Here is a 16,707-nt window from a genome sequence, read left to right as displayed (position 1 = left end):
TAGTGTACTTACCATCGGGAGTAATCTAAGGAGAGAAGCAGATGTATCTAAAAGGATTCAATTTGGATTTACCGTATATTGTAGATGATGAAAATATTGAATCTATAATGAAAAAACAAAAATGTGAGTACAACGAAGCAACAAAATTAGATTATGCGTTGAATTGGAAATGGAAAAGACGCTCTTTTAGTTTGGAAACTCGCTGTATTACAGCGATGTATGAACGTCTGTTGGGGAAATACAAAACGAAAGATTGTTGGAAAGTCCTAATAGAGTGTGTAGAAAACATTACGGATGAACGTATTGTTAACGTTTCTGGTGTGTGTTCGGTACCAATCCAATTTAGTTTGAATGACTTTAGTGGAAAAAATGAGTTGGAGAAAAAAAAGGCTACGCTTCGCCTGCTAATGGAAGGCATAGAGAAACTTGCTCTACGTAATAATTGGGAGGTTGATCCGTTTAAGGAGATAGCTTTGCAAATAGAGGAGTTAGATTATGTAAATGAATGGACTTGGAGAAAAACCGTGAAGAGCCCTAATAAGAAGTACAATGCTAGAGTCATTTGTCATCATAACGTAGAAAGCATGGATATATTCCTATCTATTTTACAACGTGATGATGGTACGCAAGTACATTTAGAGAAGGTCATATCAGAACAACCAGATGAATTTGCCTATGCTGAACATCTAGGTGAACTTACATGGATATCTGATTTTGAAGTTGCTTTAATTAATAAAAATGGCACTGAAAAATTTTCTACAACCCTAGAACATTAAATATTTTGCCGCTAGAAAACATTGTCCAGCTGGTGTTATGGTCTCTTTTATTATTAGGCATGCATTTATCTTGAGGTTTTTATTCCTCTCGTATAAATGACATGCCTGTTCTTTATTTGTGCTGTAAATCCCTTGTGATTTTGCGTCCCGTTGGTGTCTGGGCGAGGCCGCCGCCGGCTGTTTCGCGAAGAGATTCAGGCATGGCTGATCCAACCTCCAGCATGACCTGCACTACCTCATCCGAAGGGATGACGCTGCGTACGCCAGCAAGAGCCATATCGGCGGCTCCCAGAGCAGTAATTGCACCAAAGCCATTGCGCACGATGCATGGTATCTCGACCAATCCGGCTACCGGATCACAGATTAGGCCAAGAGTGTTTTTCAGAGCAAGTCCAACGGCATGAATCGCCTGAGAAGGGGACCCGCCCCGGATATCCACCAACGCCCCAGCTGCCATCCCGATGGCAGAACCCACTTCCGCCTGACAACCTCCTTCCGCACCAGATATGAACGAATTGTTGGCGATGACGTAACCAATGGCTCCAGACGCGAACAGGCCGTAAACCATTTGTTCATCGGACCACCCAAACCGTTCCTGGCTGCTAATAAATACACCGGGAATGATGCCGCAGGAACCCGCCGTCGGTGTAGCAATAATTCGACCCATCGAGGCGTTGACCTCAGAAACTGCAAGGGCGTAACTCATCGACAGACTGGCATGGTTGCCAAGTAAGGATTGTCCATCTGCGCGGTAACCCATCAGTTTGCGGGCATCTCCGCCAGTCAAGCCGCTTTTGGAAGTAGTATCGGTATGCAGACCTTGATGCACCGCACTTTTCATAATTTCATAGTATTCTTGCATTTGGCTGAAGACCGCGTCCTTGTCTTCGCCCGACTCATGACATTGCTCTTCCAGCATGAGCTGGCCGAGGGTGAGATTACGGGTCTCCGCCAGTTCAGCAAGTTGTTTTAACGTTCGAAAATTCATTGGCGAAACTCCTTTTTTTGAGAAAGCTGAAGTCAGATATTTAAGCTAAAGACAGAGTAGAGTGACTTCCTGGACCTCTGGAATGACTTCGATCTGGCGGACCACGGCAGGATCCACCTTGCCATCACATTCTAGTACCATCATAGCTTCACCGCGCCGATTCTTTCGATCCACGGACATGTGTCCAATATTAATGTGATTATCCACGAGCAACCGAGTGACGATGGCAATGACGCCCGGTTCATCGCTGTGACGGATGATGAGTGTAGGATAGAGCGACGTCAATTTCAGGTTATAGCCGTTGATCCGGACGATTTCGATATTTCCTCCGCCGATCGATGTGCCTACCATATTCAATGTACGATTTCCCGCAGCGTTGGTTAATGCAATCTCGGCCGTGTTCGGATGAGGGTACAGCCCCGTCCCCGGACGGATGATGGTTTCCATACCAGCAGTGTCTGCATGGGCAAATGCATCAGGCAGTCCGGGGTCATCCGTGTCCATGTCCAGCAGACCACCCACGATGGCGGTGTCGGTTCCATGTCCTTTGTACGTTGCGGCAAAAGAACCAAACATGAGGATCTCAGCATGTGAGGGACACTCCCCGAACAGATGTCTAGCTGTACGTCCAATCCGTGCTGCTCCAGCGGTATGGGAGCTTGAAGGTCCAACCATGGCTGGACCAATAATAGAAAATACGTCTTTGAACCTCACGGTCTTATTCTCCCCGTTTCGGAGGTTGCACATCTGCCGGAACGAGACAGTCGTAGGATTCCCCACCGAGTCTGTCCAGTAATTCCTGCTGCGCTTCCTTGACGATCTCTGGATGTAAAATGGATTCAATGGCCGTAGCCGCCATCGCTTTAGCTGCGAGCAACATGCCTTTGTGAGCAAAGCTGCTCTTGCCCTGAGCAACGGTTTGCCATGCGTGAAGCGGCGTGCCAAAGGCCATCGTGGTCGTGATACACTGTGCTGTCGGCACATTCCAGCTGACATCTGCTACATCGGTTGAACCACCCATGAACGTTTCCCGCTCATCCGAATACGGAGCAATAAAGTTAGGTAGTGGTCGTTCAGCCAAAAGAGGCGCAAGCTCAGGGCCAACTAACGTACCAGCTTCCTGTTGGTTCTGTAGGGGCAGCGTATCGTAGATCGCTTTGGCATAATTGTATTCATCCTCTTCATACTCAGGTGCACCTAAGGCAACGAGATGCTGATGCATTATTTTCTCAAGCGTACTGTTCGGAATCAGGTTGGCGCAGGCGCCTTCATATTTGAAGTCCATCGTGGTTTCGGTCATCAAGGCAGCCCCTTCGGCCACTTTCACCAGACGTTCAAACAGACTGCGTACCTGTGCGCTCTTGGGAGCTCGAACGAGATAAGTGACCTCGGCTTCCGCTTGCACTACATTGGGAGCCAAGCCGCCTGAGTTCGTGATCGCATAATGAATTCTGGCCTGATCAATCATATGTTCACGCATGTAGTTGGAACCGATATTCATCAACTCAACTGCATCGAGAGCACTACGTCCCAGGTGAGGAGCGGCAGCAGCATGTGCACTAATGCCTTTAAAGGTAAATGTACCGTGAATGACAGCATTGGAGCTTCCATGCATAACGGCATTTAAGGAATGAGGATGCCAGGAGAGAGCAGCATCTACATCTTTAAAATAACCTTCGCGAGCCAGATAAGTTTTACCATATCCACTTTCCTCGGCGGGACATCCGTAAAAGCGCACCGTTCCCGGGGTTTCCGGATGTTCCTGAAGATAGTCTTTGACCGCAACTGCAGCAGCCAATGCACCAATGCCGAGCAGATTATGCCCGCATCCATGACCGTTTCCACGCGGCTGAACAGGTTGATATGTGCTGATTCCGGCTTCCTGGCTGAGATCAGCCAGGGCATCGTATTCGCCCAATAGAGCAATAACGGGCAACCCCGAACCATAGGAAGCGATAAACCCGGTTTCCAATCCTGCCACACCTTTCTCAATCGTGAAGCCTTCGGATTCCAGCATCCCCATAAGCAGCTCTGCTGATTGAAATTCATCGAAACGTGTCTCTGCAAAGCCCCAGACTCGGTCACTGGCATTGGTGAACATATCGCGTTTTCCTTCAATGGCTTCCGAGATAAATTGAGTCAAATCTACAGTTGTAGTCATAATTCATAGCACCTCTTATTCGTTAAAATGGTTGTATTGTCGTATAGAACATGAACTAAATGTCGAAGTAACATGTGGCGGCAAACTCTTGTGTTTATACAGCTTTTGCTTGCATCTCAGTTGTGTTATCCTGATCCGAATTCGAACGACGAGAGAACATCAAGGTAATGGAGCAGATCAGAGCGAAAGCAATCAGCATCATAAAGGCGGTGGCATAAGATCCCCCGGAAGCTTCAACCAGGAATCCGATCAGCATCGGAGTCAGAAAACCTGCAAGCTGAGCTCCTGTGTTAATGAATCCATTGGCTGTTGCGACGACAGATTCGGGCATCGTTTTAAGGGACTTCGAAATGATCAGTGTTGAGATAAATCCGGCCATTGCCGTAACGATTGTCATGTACGTAATGAATGTGGTGATGCTGCCCGCGGAGCCCATCAGATACAGGAACAAGGCCACAAGTACACCAAACACGGAAGCGATAATTCGATCTTTGCCTGCCGGGATACGGTCAAGCACATAGCCGCTGAGAATCATGGTGAAAATGCTGACCAAAGCCGGAATGGCGGCGAGCAGTCCCATTTGAGTCATATCCAGTCCCTGGACATTGACCATGTACGTCGGCATCCAGGATTGAAGTCCCCAGTTCACTGCATAAATGCTGAAGTAGCTGATGAACAAATTCCAGATCATGGGCGTCTTCAGGACGGTTTTCAGTGACGTTTTGGGTTGTTGGCCCGAATGGGAGTTCGCAAGTGCAGGCTTGGCGGGTTCTTTTAATAAAAAGAACATCAAGGCTGTGATGAGGATCCCTACCGCACCAATGATATAGAACAGGTTGCGCCAGCCAATGGTCACAAGGGCATGTCCGGTAAGAATCGGAGTAATTACCCCCATAATGGCTGCGGATGATAGCATAATGGACATGGCTCCACTGCGCTGATTAATGGAAAAGTTCGTGGCAATCGCCTTGGAACCGGAAGGGAAGAAGCTACCTTCTCCAATCCCAAACAGGAAACGAACAAAGATAAGAGAGAACAACGACCAGGCTGAACCAGTCAGAATAGTGAATACAGACCAGGAGAACAAGGAAACGAGAATAACTTTCCGATAACCGAAACGGTCGGCGAGTGCTCCGCCTGGAATTTGCATAATGGCATATCCGAGAAAAAAGCTGCTGAGGATAATTCCTTGTGCGGAAGCACCTAGGCCCAGATCCTGAGTAATGCCTACAATGGCATAGTTGATGACGAAACGATCCAGGTTGCCAAGACACCAGCCAAGAAACAAGAGAGTGAGAACAATGTACTTGAAGTGTTTACTGTGCATGATTTTAGACATCGCGTTACCTTCTTTCTCATCAAATGTTAACTAAATTTCTGTGTTGCTTTAAAGTTACATGATGTAGGGGTTTCAAGACAATGTATATCTCTGTATAATTATCTGAATCATGATGTGAAAACCTACATTGACAGGAGGCGGCTGCATTGAATGGAATCTTACATAAAATCATGCAAGAACGCTTGGGGAACTGCGATTATGAGGTATGGATCAGCGGTAACTGGGCGGATTGGGTACTGATCGAAGCGATAGGCAGAAGAGAAAGTACACCGCCTTGTTTTGCGGAACAGCTTCCACTGCAACATCCCAAAGTAGAACGGGAATCAGAAGAAAATATGTTAGTTTTTCTTCCATACAATAACAATATATGTGTGGCTATCCGGGTATTTAAGAACTGGGAGTTTTCTGCGGAAGATTTAGTTACACTGTCGTCTTTGCTTTACCCATACTATACGGAAGCTGTGGCAAGCAAGAATGAACGAGCCTTGAATGAAATCATGAACAGCATCAGGGATGTGACTCAACTTCTGGATCTGAACGAGTTGCTTGGACGGATTTTGGTAAGTGCGTTATCGGTTATCCCTTATGAGTGCATAGGTGTGTTGTGGAGGTATGACCCTGCGATCGACGCGTTGACGGTCAAGGCAAGAGCAGGGGAGATGGGTGAAGGCATGCTGAGAATGAAACTGAAGCCAGGTGAAGGGATCATCGGGAACACCTTTAAGCGAGGTACACCAAAGCTCTACAACGGTTTATCTACAGTAGAAGACGACTTTGGCAATATGACATCGGAGAACAAATATCATCTGAATTCGGCGTATAATTTTCAAGATATAGGTTCAATTATTTCGGTGCCGATCAAGGTAGAAGGTCAATCGGATTGTGTGTTAATCGTTTATCAAAAAGGAAGGGTCCCGCTATTCACGGAGTCGGATGTGCGACTGCTGCAAAGCTTTGCAGATCAGGTTTCGATTGCGATCACAAATGCCAAACTGTACGAGAATCTGAGCAAACAGAACGAGACACTCATGAAACGGGATGAGATTCACTCCTCGCTTATGCGGCTTTCGCTGCAAAATAAGGGCGTGGTATCTATTGTTAACGAACTGACACGTGTTATTGGCGTACCGATGACCTTTGTGGATTTTATCGACAACGAATGGATTCCGAAACGCAGCAAAATCATGAATGGCTGGAATACAGAAAGTCTTCGCAGCTTATACGAATCCTTGCATCATCCAGATTATCTGACGTGTATCGAGGGAAAAGCCGACCGATCGTATCAATATCTGTATCCAATCGCTTCAGCCAATCAGTGCCTTGGTTATCTCATTATCCAGATGATCACAAAGCTTGAACCATTGCAGTTGATTGCGCTGGAGCAGGGAAGCTCCATTTTGGCCCTGGAATTGATGCGCAAACAGTCCCTGGCCGAATTTTATTTTAAAAAAACACAGCAATTTTTCAACGATTTGAGGCTCAGTCAGGATTCAGAGGATTATTGGCAGAAGTCCGGGGAGATCGGAATCGTTCCTTCAACCTCCATCGTGGTGGGACTGCTGGAGTTTGCGGAGTGGGTCAACCCTTCTACGCTTAGCGCGTTGTCTGTTCAATTGGTAACTTATCTAAGAGACAAAATGCCAGCAGGAGCGCTGCCCATTGCGTTTGGCAATGAAAGACGAATTACAGTACTGCTTATGCTAAACGAGTCGCACAAGCCAGGCAAACTGGAACAACAGTTCAGCGCATTGCTGCCGGAGTGGGAACATCGTAATCATGTGAAATTGTTGGGGGGATTAAGTTCAGTGCGGTCTGGAGTCGATGCCATTAATACGGGATACCAGGAAGCGGACAAGGCGCTTGCATACCAGAAGACAAAAGGAGAACAGGGGACAATCCGATATACGGATATTGGTGTTAACCGGTTGTTTATCCGGCAACCGGCTGAGGATTTAAATGCATTTATGGCAGAGATATTTGAGCCGCTTCGGCCTGCCAAAGGGCAGACCGGCGGACTAGAGGAAACTCTCATGACGTATATGGCGTGCGGAAGTTCTGCGGTCCAAGCTGCGGCAGCACTTCATATTCATATCAATACTTTGTATCAGCGTATTCATAAAATCGAAGAGATTCTGGGCATGTCCCTGAGTAATCAGGAGCATCTGCTCCATCTGCAACTGGCCTGTTATCTAAGGCAGACATATCGTTCATCGTGATGTTCAAATCAACTTACTTGAGATCAAGAATCAAACGTGTTACCGACATAATGAAAAGAGTGAATATGCGTTTTGGTGAGTTCAATCACGTTTTTGATAAATGCCTCGCGTGATTCACGATATCCGCTTAATATCCAATTGTTCAACAGTCCAAAAAAACCGTAGGCGGTATAGTACTTGAAATAGTCCATGTTCACTGGGGAGTTGTTGATCGTCTCAAAGACAAATTGCTCCTGATAGATTTTGAGTATGGTTTGTGGAAAGCCTGTATGTAAACCAGGTAACGTATCATCGTATTGAATCAGTTCGAAGAAGTCACGGTGTTCGTAGATATAATCCACGATTTGAAAAGATTCGGCATCCAGCTTGTTTGTTGAAACCTTTTGACCGTGCCAATAGGGTTTGCCTACTGCGCCCCTCAATCCTTCGAGTGTCATACTCAACAACTCTTCGGCGAGAATATATTTATCCTGGTAGTGTAAATAAAATGTGCTGCGATTATAACCCGCCTGATCAACGATGTCTTTGACAGAAACACCATGGAATCCTTTTTTCTTAATAAGCTGAATCAGAGCGGTTTTTAGGTGCTCCTTGGTTCGATTACGATGTTGAGATGTCACAATAAGTTCATTATTCATTCAAAAAAACTCCTATAAATATAGACATAGTTTTATAAAGTGTCTACGAGGTAGACACTTGGTCACATCTTAATGATTGGATTGTTACAATTTTAAGCATAGAATTAGTTTTGTAAACATCATATAGCACTATTTATATAGGCGCTATTCAAAATATTATACTGGGGGATTTATTCATGGGCAAACTTCAAGATAAAGTTGCAGTCATCACAGGAGGAGCATCCGGGATTGGTGCAGCGACAGCTCGCTTATTCGTTTCCGAAGGAGCTAAAGTGGTATTGGTGGATCTGAATGAAGAAAAAGGCAAGGCGTTTGAGCAGGAACTGAAAGCGCTTAAAGCAGAGGCTCTCTTTATTAAAGCAAACATAACGAGCGAAGAAGAGGTTTCTGAGATTTTCAAACAAACCATAGAAACATTTGGTCAAGTGGATATTGTATTTAACAATGCGGGAATTGGACGTGTTCATCCTACGCATGAGCTTGATTATGCCGAATGGCGCAATACGGTCAATGTTGATCTGGACGGCGTATTCTTGGTTGCGCGTGAATCGATCCGCGAAATGCTGAAAATTGGCGGAGGCACAATCGTCAACACAGCGTCCATGTACGGTTGGGTTGGTTCGCCTGGATCAGCAGCCTACAATGCAGCTAAAGGCGGCGTTGTGAATCTGACTCGTTCCCTCGCGCTGGAGTATGCTGAGCAGAATATTCGGGTGAACTCCCTTTGCCCAGGCTTCATCGATACACCGATTATCCCGGAAGAGAGCAAGCAAGCACTTTCTGCGGCAACACCAATGAAACGTCTGGGTCAAGCAGAAGAAATGGCCAAAGCCGTTCTGTTCCTAGCTAGTGACGATTCTTCATATATGACAGGAAATAGCCTGATCATAGACGGAGGATACACCGCTCAATAAGTGCAGCAGTATCGAAGTCCACAAGAAAGAATATAGTTCCATTAAAAGTCGCTATTCTAGCGGCTTTTTTTGTTTTTATTGGTGCAAGAGCAGTTCCCGAGCCAAGGACAACTAGCAAACAGCGAGTTTAGCTATTCATAATAGATGGCCTCGTAAGGAAACTCTAGCTTATTCATGCGATATTCTTTGGGAGACATGGACATATATTGACGGAAAACTTTGCCGAAATAGCTGGGACTCTCAAAGCCGCATTGTTGACCAATCTGGGAAATCGGAAGTTCCGTTGTACGTAGTAATCGTACTGCAACCTCAATGCGTCTGTCTTTGAGATAGGCTAACGGTGATGTTTTCTCGGATTTCTGAAATAACCTGCACAAGTAGTGTTTATTGATATCACAATGACTGGCCAGCAGATCCAGTGTCAAAGGGGAGGCATAATTCTCTCGAATGAACTTTTTACATTTTTCAATCGTTGTTATGGATAGGGCACCGATATCCTTCTCCGCATCCCGACTCGTCTGTACCAAGATAAGCAACCACCGATAGACTTGCATGGACAAGCGATACTTGTCCGTAACTTTCTCTTGATGAATCAAATGGATAATTTGCCATAACTCTTGAATCAAGGGAGAGTCCGCGTTTCGTCGAATGACATGTCCCTCATTATCATGGATCATATCCCAAATTCGGTTAGCTTCATCCCCGCGAATATTGATCCATATAAATTCCCACGGTTCGTTGTTCTCTTGTTTATAGTAATAGCAATGTTCTCCGGAGATTTTAACAAGTAGGGCATGCCCCTTTGGTAAAGGAATCGTTTGATTTTCAATATCCAGATAACCCTGACCATTAAGTGTGTATTGAAAAACGACGTGCCCCGGGTCCGGTCTATCATCACTTGGACAACGATATTCCTCGCTAGAAACGATCTGCCATCCAATAGAGTCAAGTGTCATGATTGATGTATCGTCATTACGAAAAGCATAAGAAACCGTATGAACCATCGTTTCATCTCCTTCCTAAAAAAGTCAATTATTTTATATAATACGTCACATTTTTTAGATTGTCTGTCTTTTTTTAGACCTGTAAGATAAATGTAAGCGGTAACATAAAGAGGAGGTGGCTGTAAATTGTGTTCATTTGACAACAAACAGGGCAGGATCGAACTGATGATTCTAAAAATGAATTCTTAGATAAGGAGGAGTTAATCGAATGATCCGAAGAACTGTTTCCATCCAGAAATCGATGTTTGTATCTTTTTTAGCACTCCTTATGGTTATTTCACTGGCTGTTCCTCCGGCACCGATGCGTGCAGAGTCATCATCAAACGGCCTGCCGGGTCGCCAAGCAGAATACCTGAACCGGGGGTTGGTTGCGGTTCTTGTAGACAACGGCGTTTTTTTAAGCTGGAGGTATTTAAACAACGACCCAGATGATATCGCTTTCAATATATATAAAAATGGGACCAAAGTGAACGCATCACCCATAAGCGATGTGACGAACTATGTGGACACCACTGGTTTCGACAGCTCGCAATATCAGATCTCCACCGTTATTTCAGGCAAAGAGCAAATGCAACCGGAGGTTGTATCAGTCTGGCATAACGATTATCTGCCTATTCCGCTCGATAAACCGGCTGATGGCCGGACTAAGGATGGTGGAACCTACTCTTATTATGCAGGTGACGCGTCCGTAGCTGACTTGGACGGAGATGGCGAATATGAAATCGTCTTCCTGTGGAGTCCAAGCAATTCCAAGGACAATTCGCAGGCAGGTTATACCGGCAATGTCTATATCGATGCCATCAAACTGGACGGCACAAAGCTGTGGAGGATTGACCTGGGAGTCAATATCCGCGCCGGAGCGCATTATACGCAGTTAATGGTATATGACCTGGATGGCAACGGAAAGGCCGAGGTTGTTGTCAAGACGGCGGACGGCACGAAGGACGGCCAAGGCACGGTCATTGGTGACGGCACGAAAGATTATCGCAACGACGGCGGATACATACTGTCAGGGCCGGAATATCTCACACTGTTTAACGGTGAGACTGGCGCGGCTGTATCTACTGTGAATTATGATCCACCAAGAGGCAACGTCAACGATTGGGGTGACGGCTATGGCAACCGTGTAGACCGGTTCCTTGGCGCCATCGCTTATCTGGACGGTACGAAGCCAAGTGTCGTGATGAGCCGGGGTTATTATACCCGCACAGTGCTTGTTGCTTATGATTATGTTGGCGGGGAACTCGTCAAGCGCTGGACGTTCGACACGAATGAAGCAGGATCACAATATCAATCACAGGGCAACCATAATCTCAGTGTGCTGGATGTCGACAAGGACGGCAAGGACGAAATTATGTTTGGCGCCTTGGCCATTGATGATGATGGCAGCTTGCTGTACAGCACTGGACTCGGCCACGGTGATGCCATGCATGCCGGCCAGCTCGATCCAAATCGAGAGGGGTACCAGGTCGTAAGCGTGCATGAACATTCGGATGCGGCATACGGATTGGAGATGCGCAATGCGGCAACAGGTGAAATCCTCTGGGGTGAGAAAACAGGTTTTGACACCGGTCGCGGGATGTCGGCGGACATTGATCCGAACTATCCAGGTTACGAATCATGGGCAACGACCGTTACCAACGGTCAAAGTGTACCTGTAACCAATACCTATTCAGCAGCCGGAGAGGCTATCTACACTGTGGAAGAAGGGCCCAAAACCGCCAATTTCGCCATCTGGTGGGATGGAGATCTTCAGCGTGAGCTCTTGGACCATGAGTGGGATAATAGCACAGCCAAAGGAATTCCGCTCATCTATAAGTGGGATTACCAAAACAAAAAGCTGAATGAAATCTTCCGGGCAACCGGTACGTTAACGAACAACCATACCAAAGGCAATCCGGCACTCCAGGCGGACATTCTGGGTGACTGGCGTGAGGAGCTTCTGCTGCGGAGCGAAGATAGTTCGGAGTATCGCCTCTACACGACGACCATTCCTTCAGACTATCGCATCCCTACGCTGATGCAGGATCCTGTGTATCGACTTGGTGTAGCCTGGCAAAATGTAGCCTACAACCAGCCGCCTCATACCGGCTTTTATCTTGGAGCGGAAGCTACAGCATTCCCTAAAGCCGACTTGGCGCTGACTCGCGAAGCTGAAATGCTGGATCCGGTCTACCGTTTTAATTTCGGTACAGAGACTGCGTCAGGAAGTACGAACATACAGGATACGCTCTACGCACAAGATCCGGGATACGGCTTCAAGGATACAAGTGGTGTTACGGTAGGGGCAAACCAGGTTTCGGTTGCGACAGGTACGACATTTGCTGTTGACCTGCCCAATGCAAACTATAAGGTGTCGCTGCGATTGGGCAATGATGCAAATGACTCGAACGTTGGAGTCAAATCTGAATTCGTCCAGAAGCTCGCCGTAACCAATGTGACAGCAGGAGCACCACTGGAGTATTCCTATGATATTGCTGTGGTGGATGGACAGCTCGATCTTCTCTTCACGGGTACAGCCATAGACATCCAAGACGTCATCATCGAGAAATATCCAGAGAAAGTAGCCGGTGCGGCAACAACGATCTATATGGCCGGTGATTCAACCATGCAATCTTACAGTGAAGCGCAGGCTCCTCAAGAAGGATGGGGCCAGCAGTTCGGACGGTATTTCTCCAATGGGGCAGTCGTCGTGAACGATGCGATCGGTGGCCGAAGCAGTAAATCCTTTATGGTAGACGGTCGTTTGGATACAATCCTGCAACGAATTAAGCCGGGGGACTTCTTCTTCATTTCCTTTGGTCATAACGACGCGAGTGCAGGGATACCGGACCGGTATGCATCCCCTGAGGATTATAAGATCTACTTAACTCGTTATGTAAACGGTGCCAAACAGCGCGGCGCTACACCTGTATTGCTCACTCCGGTTGGACGCAGAGATTTCAACACGGTGACTCAGGAGTTCAACGTCAGCTTCCCAGCATACGTGCAGGCTGCCAAAGAAGTGGCAGAAGAGCTTGACGTGCCGCTGATTGATCTGAGCAAGTTAAGTATTGCGTACTACGACAAAATTGGTAATACCGCTACGGAAAAAGTATTCCTATACGCTAATCCGGGTGAATATCCGAAATACCCGAATGGAATCAACGATAATACCCATTTCAGCAGCTATGGTGCACAGAAAATTGCCGGACTCGTTGCTGGTGCAGTCAAAGACATGGAGCTGAGTATCTCATCGCTGGTCATTGACCCAGATATTACCGATCCAGAACCAGAGCCAGAAACCCAGCTCTATGAGGAGGATTTTGAAGGCGACGCTGCCAACTACCAGTATGCGATGGTCAATGCTACGGGTATCGCAGGAACCATGGCGGGAACGGTAGTTGAACAGTCCGGAAATAAGGTACTGTCCGTCACAGGGTCCGGATCGGGCAATCGAGCCAAGGTGTTCCGTCTGTTTGATGCAGTAAACGGCGATCAGGTGAATGTGAACTTTGACTGGCAATCCGGTAATGTAAGTGCCTATCCGTCAGAAGGTCATCTCACGGTCCAGGATTCGAACGAAAATGCCCTTTTCACGCTGTTTACCAAAACCGGAAGCACCAAAATTCATTATTATGTCGGTGCATATAATCCGGACTACGGCGCGGGTGATACAGCCATACCTGAAGGGGGAACGGCTACAGATATTTCCAAGAACCAGTGGGTCAATGTGGATGCTACCGTTAATTTTGCCGAGAAAACACTTGATCTGACATTAACGAACCTAGCGAATCCGACACTTACACAAACGATTCAAGATATCCCACTGAGTTCCGCCGCATATGCGGACAACGTCAGATCCATGCGGTTCCTGGGCACGAGAAAAGGTGGTGGAGGCACGTTGAACTGGACTACCCAGATCGACAACGTGCGAATTGAAGGCACTCAGCTCTCTTCAGAGGGTGGCGATCAGACTGCATTGATCGCTCTGTATGATGAGATCAACGCACTAGATCTGTCAGATTATACAGATGCGTCGAAGGCCGTGGTGAACCGTGCTTTGGTAGCTGCGGAAGCCATTTTCAATACGGAAGCTACCCAAGCTCAAGTTGACCATGTATTTAATATGTTAACTGTCGCGAAGGATTCATTAACAAGTGAACCGGGCGAAGGGATAAACGAATACAAATTTGACTTTGGTTCCGGCGGCGCAGCCGACGGATACATCAAAGTAGATGCCAAAAGAGCATACATTGAAGGCAACGGGTACGGCTTTGCTGATACTGCGCTGACCAAAGATGAGAACCGGGAAACCGGAGATTTGCTCAAGGAAGATTTCACACGAGTAAACGGTACCTCTTTCCTCGCGGAAATGGAGCCGGCGAATTACCGGGTAACGATGACCATCGGGGATGCGGAGGAATCAACCAGCGCAAATGTCGTTGTAGAGCAGATGACAAAGCTGCCGCTGACAAGCATTGCCAAGGGCGAATTCAAAGAAATCACGTATGACATTGCCCTGATCGATGGGGTGTTTAACTTCAACTTTACCGGAAATGCACCGAAGATCAATGCGATGAAGCTGGAGCGCCTGCCAGATCACAGTGCAAGCGATAAACCGGTTATTTATCTGGCCAGCGATTCGACTGTGGCCAATTACGCGGAGAACTATCGTCCGCAAGCAGGCTGGGGAGAAACATTGGGTGGATATTTTAATCCCAATGAAGTTAGTATTGATAACCGGGCAGTTGGAGGTTTGAGCAGCAAAACCTTCCTGGTAGGTGGATATCTCAACGATATTTTACTCGACATTCAAGAAGGCGATTATCTGTTCATGCAGTGGTCTCATAATGATTCCACACCTTCACGCCCAGAGCGTTATCTTACACCAGAGCAGTTTAAGGTATATCTAAAAGAATATATTAAAGGTGCTCTTCAGAGAGGGGCAATTCCGGTTCTGGTCACGCCAGTGAATCGTCGTGATTTTACCGGAGAGGTGCTGAACAAAAGCTTCCCGGAATACGTACAGGCGATGAAAGAAACGGCGCAGGAAACGGAAACGCTTATCATCGATCTGAACCAAGCTAGTTGGGAGCATTTCCAGGAGCTTGGCACAGAAGGAACCAAATCTATATTCATGTGGGTAGGCACAACGGAAGACAATACACATTTGCAGATGAATGGCGCAATCAAGGTGTCTGAACTCGTGGCACGACTTGTAAAGGAATTGAATATTCCGCTATCTGATTTTGTTACGTTGGAAGGAGAAACTCCGGAGCAGGAAGCCCCGCATACCAAGGCAACGGTGGAAGGAGAATTGCAGAACGGCTGGTATACTTCTCCGGCACAAGTAACCTTCACAGCAAGCGATGAAGATTCCGAAATCGAAGGGACCTATTATCAAATTAATGGTGGCGAAACGGTGAGTGGCACACAGTTGACCCTGACTGAAGAAGGTACACATACCATTACCTACTGGAGCGTCGATGTTGACGGCAACAAAGAGAGTGAACAGTCATTGTCCATATCGATTGATCTCGTACCTCCAACCATTGAAATTCATGGTCAGACCGAATACACCATTGATCAGCATGTGGAAATTGGCTATACAGCCTCCGATTCGGTATCCGGTGTGGAAGAACCGGAGGGTGTGCTTCTCGACACTCCTGCGTATACACTGGAACCCGGTCTGAACCAGGTTACGGCAACGGTCTCTGATTTGGCTGGCTGGGAACAGACGGTAGAATATCGTTTTGGCGTTATTGCTACATTCGACAGCCTAATTAATCTGACCAACGCCTTTGCTGATGAATCGACCGATCCTAATGCCGGCGCTCTTGCTGATCAGCTTACAAACACGTTAAAGCAGGCCAAACAGGCAGCAAACAATCGTGAAGGAGCAAAAGCGCGTCAATTGCTTGCATCCTACGGTAATGACGTTCAAGCAGCTAGAGGAACCGTATTACCGGATGAGCAAGCAAGTGTGCTGATTAAGTGGGAAGAATGGCTCCATCAGACAACGCCACTTGCAAACGGTGCCCCTGGCACTCCGGTGTTATCTGATAATAACGGTTACGACACTGGGCTCAAAGACGGAGACTATACAATCACGATGAATCTGTGGTGGGGGAATAATGGCAATCAGTTCAAACTGTATGAGAATGGTGAATTGATTAAGGAAATTTCTCTGGTCGATCAATCCCCGTCCGCCCAATCTGTTCAAGTTGATATTACTGGAAAGAAAAATGGCACCTATATCTATACTGGAGAATTGATCAATGCACTGGGTTCAACCATGAGTGTTCCGCTGACAGTCATCGTCACGGATGCTTCCCCCGGGCAAGCTGTTCTGTCGAACGACAACTGGGACGGTGACGGCAACTATAATGTCACCATGAATCTGTGGTGGGGAACAAACGCAACCGAATACGAACTTTACGAAAATGGTGTATTGATTGACACACAATCACTGCAATCTCATTCGCCTGGTGCACAGTCTGCGGTTACCGCAATCTCTGGAAGAGTACCTGGAATCTACGAGTATGAAGCTGTACTTCGTAATTCTTCAGGGAAAACCAGATCACACAAATTAAATGTGACGGTACGAGAGTAGATTGAAATTTTTGAGCATTCCATTAACAAGAAATGATTACAACTGAAGTAAGGTACGCATATAAAAGTGCTATTCC

10 protein-coding genes are annotated in these 16,707 nt (G+C 46.8%); 4 read left to right on the top strand and 6 right to left on the bottom strand.

What is annotated here, in order from left to right; translation table 11 throughout:
- The first annotated feature begins 41 nt into the window (after window positions 1-41).
- A complete protein-coding gene (locus MKX68_RS25540; RefSeq protein ID WP_340914559.1) occupies window positions 42-776 on the top strand; it encodes a hypothetical protein in 735 nt (244 codons plus the stop codon).
- 112 nt (window positions 777-888) lie between these two features.
- Here MKX68_RS25540 and sdaAA read toward each other — a convergent pair whose 3' ends face one another.
- The 4 genes from sdaAA to MKX68_RS25520 all read right to left on the bottom strand — a co-directional run bounded on the left by sdaAA (window position 889) and on the right by MKX68_RS25520 (window position 5,264).
- Entirely contained in the window at window positions 889-1,764 is an 876-nt protein-coding gene (gene sdaAA, locus MKX68_RS25535; protein ID WP_340914558.1) for an L-serine ammonia-lyase, iron-sulfur-dependent, subunit alpha, read from the bottom strand.
- A gap of 45 nt (window positions 1,765-1,809) precedes the next feature.
- Window positions 1,810-2,478: an L-serine ammonia-lyase, iron-sulfur-dependent subunit beta gene (gene sdaAB, locus MKX68_RS25530; protein ID WP_340914556.1), complete on the bottom strand. Its 669-nt coding sequence runs from the start codon at window positions 2,476-2,478 to the stop codon at window positions 1,810-1,812.
- Window positions 2,479-2,482: 4 nt separating this feature from the next.
- The gene (locus MKX68_RS25525; protein ID WP_340914555.1) at window positions 2,483-3,925 is read right to left on the bottom strand and encodes a M20 family metallopeptidase; all 1,443 of its coding nucleotides are present in this window, start codon (window positions 3,923-3,925) and stop codon (window positions 2,483-2,485) included.
- 94 nt (window positions 3,926-4,019) lie between these two features.
- Complete coding sequence (locus tag MKX68_RS25520) at window positions 4,020-5,264, bottom strand: MFS transporter (protein WP_340914553.1); 1,245 nt, start codon at window positions 5,262-5,264, stop codon at window positions 4,020-4,022.
- 170 nt (window positions 5,265-5,434) lie between these two features.
- Between MKX68_RS25520 and MKX68_RS25515 the strand changes: the two genes are divergently transcribed.
- Window positions 5,435-7,480 carry a helix-turn-helix domain-containing protein gene (locus tag MKX68_RS25515; RefSeq protein WP_340914552.1) on the top strand — a complete coding sequence of 682 codons (2,046 nt, stop codon included), beginning with the start codon at window positions 5,435-5,437 and terminating at the stop codon, window positions 7,478-7,480.
- Window positions 7,481-7,503: 23 nt separating this feature from the next.
- Here MKX68_RS25515 and MKX68_RS25510 read toward each other — a convergent pair whose 3' ends face one another.
- Complete coding sequence (locus MKX68_RS25510; RefSeq protein WP_338586890.1) at window positions 7,504-8,118, bottom strand: TetR/AcrR family transcriptional regulator; 615 nt, start codon at window positions 8,116-8,118, stop codon at window positions 7,504-7,506.
- 176 nt (window positions 8,119-8,294) lie between these two features.
- Between MKX68_RS25510 and MKX68_RS25505 the strand changes: the two genes are divergently transcribed.
- Complete coding sequence (locus MKX68_RS25505) at window positions 8,295-9,032, top strand: SDR family NAD(P)-dependent oxidoreductase (protein ID WP_340914550.1); 738 nt, start codon at window positions 8,295-8,297, stop codon at window positions 9,030-9,032.
- Window positions 9,033-9,163: 131 nt separating this feature from the next.
- Here the strand turns inward: MKX68_RS25505 and MKX68_RS25500 are convergent, their stop codons facing one another.
- Window positions 9,164-10,036 carry a helix-turn-helix transcriptional regulator gene (locus MKX68_RS25500; protein ID WP_074095228.1) on the bottom strand — a complete coding sequence of 291 codons (873 nt, stop codon included), beginning with the start codon at window positions 10,034-10,036 and terminating at the stop codon, window positions 9,164-9,166.
- A 208-nt stretch (window positions 10,037-10,244) separates the two neighbouring features.
- Between MKX68_RS25500 and MKX68_RS25495 the strand changes: the two genes are divergently transcribed.
- Window positions 10,245-16,631, top strand: coding sequence for a rhamnogalacturonan lyase family protein (locus MKX68_RS25495; RefSeq protein ID WP_340914549.1), 6,387 nt, complete (start codon window positions 10,245-10,247; stop codon window positions 16,629-16,631).
- Window positions 16,632-16,707: the final 76 nt, after the last annotated feature.

This window comes from Paenibacillus sp. FSL M8-0212 (assembly GCF_038004645.1).
Classification (GTDB): Bacteria; Bacillota; Bacilli; order Paenibacillales; family Paenibacillaceae; genus Paenibacillus.
Note: the sequence above shows the minus strand (reverse complement) of the source record. Positions and strands in the feature narration are given on the sequence as shown.

Bases quoted from the DNA above. Each gene is read 5' to 3' on its own strand.
- MKX68_RS25540 (WP_340914559.1), top strand. From the start codon at position 42: ATGTATCTAAAAGGATTCAATTTGGATTTACCGTATATTGTAGATGAT.
- sdaAA (WP_340914558.1), bottom strand. From the start codon at position 1,764: ATGAATTTTCGAACGTTAAAACAACTTGCTGAACTGGCGGAGACCCGT.
- MKX68_RS25525 (WP_340914555.1), bottom strand. From the start codon at position 3,925: ATGACTACAACTGTAGATTTGACTCAATTTATCTCGGAAGCCATTGAA.
- MKX68_RS25520 (WP_340914553.1), bottom strand. From the start codon at position 5,264: ATGTCTAAAATCATGCACAGTAAACACTTCAAGTACATTGTTCTCACT.
- MKX68_RS25515 (WP_340914552.1), top strand. From the start codon at position 5,435: ATGCAAGAACGCTTGGGGAACTGCGATTATGAGGTATGGATCAGCGGT.
- MKX68_RS25510 (WP_338586890.1), bottom strand. From the start codon at position 8,118: ATGAATAATGAACTTATTGTGACATCTCAACATCGTAATCGAACCAAG.
- MKX68_RS25505 (WP_340914550.1), top strand. From the start codon at position 8,295: ATGGGCAAACTTCAAGATAAAGTTGCAGTCATCACAGGAGGAGCATCC.
- MKX68_RS25500 (WP_074095228.1), bottom strand. From the start codon at position 10,036: ATGGTTCATACGGTTTCTTATGCTTTTCGTAATGACGATACATCAATC.
- MKX68_RS25495 (WP_340914549.1), top strand. From the start codon at position 10,245: ATGATCCGAAGAACTGTTTCCATCCAGAAATCGATGTTTGTATCTTTT.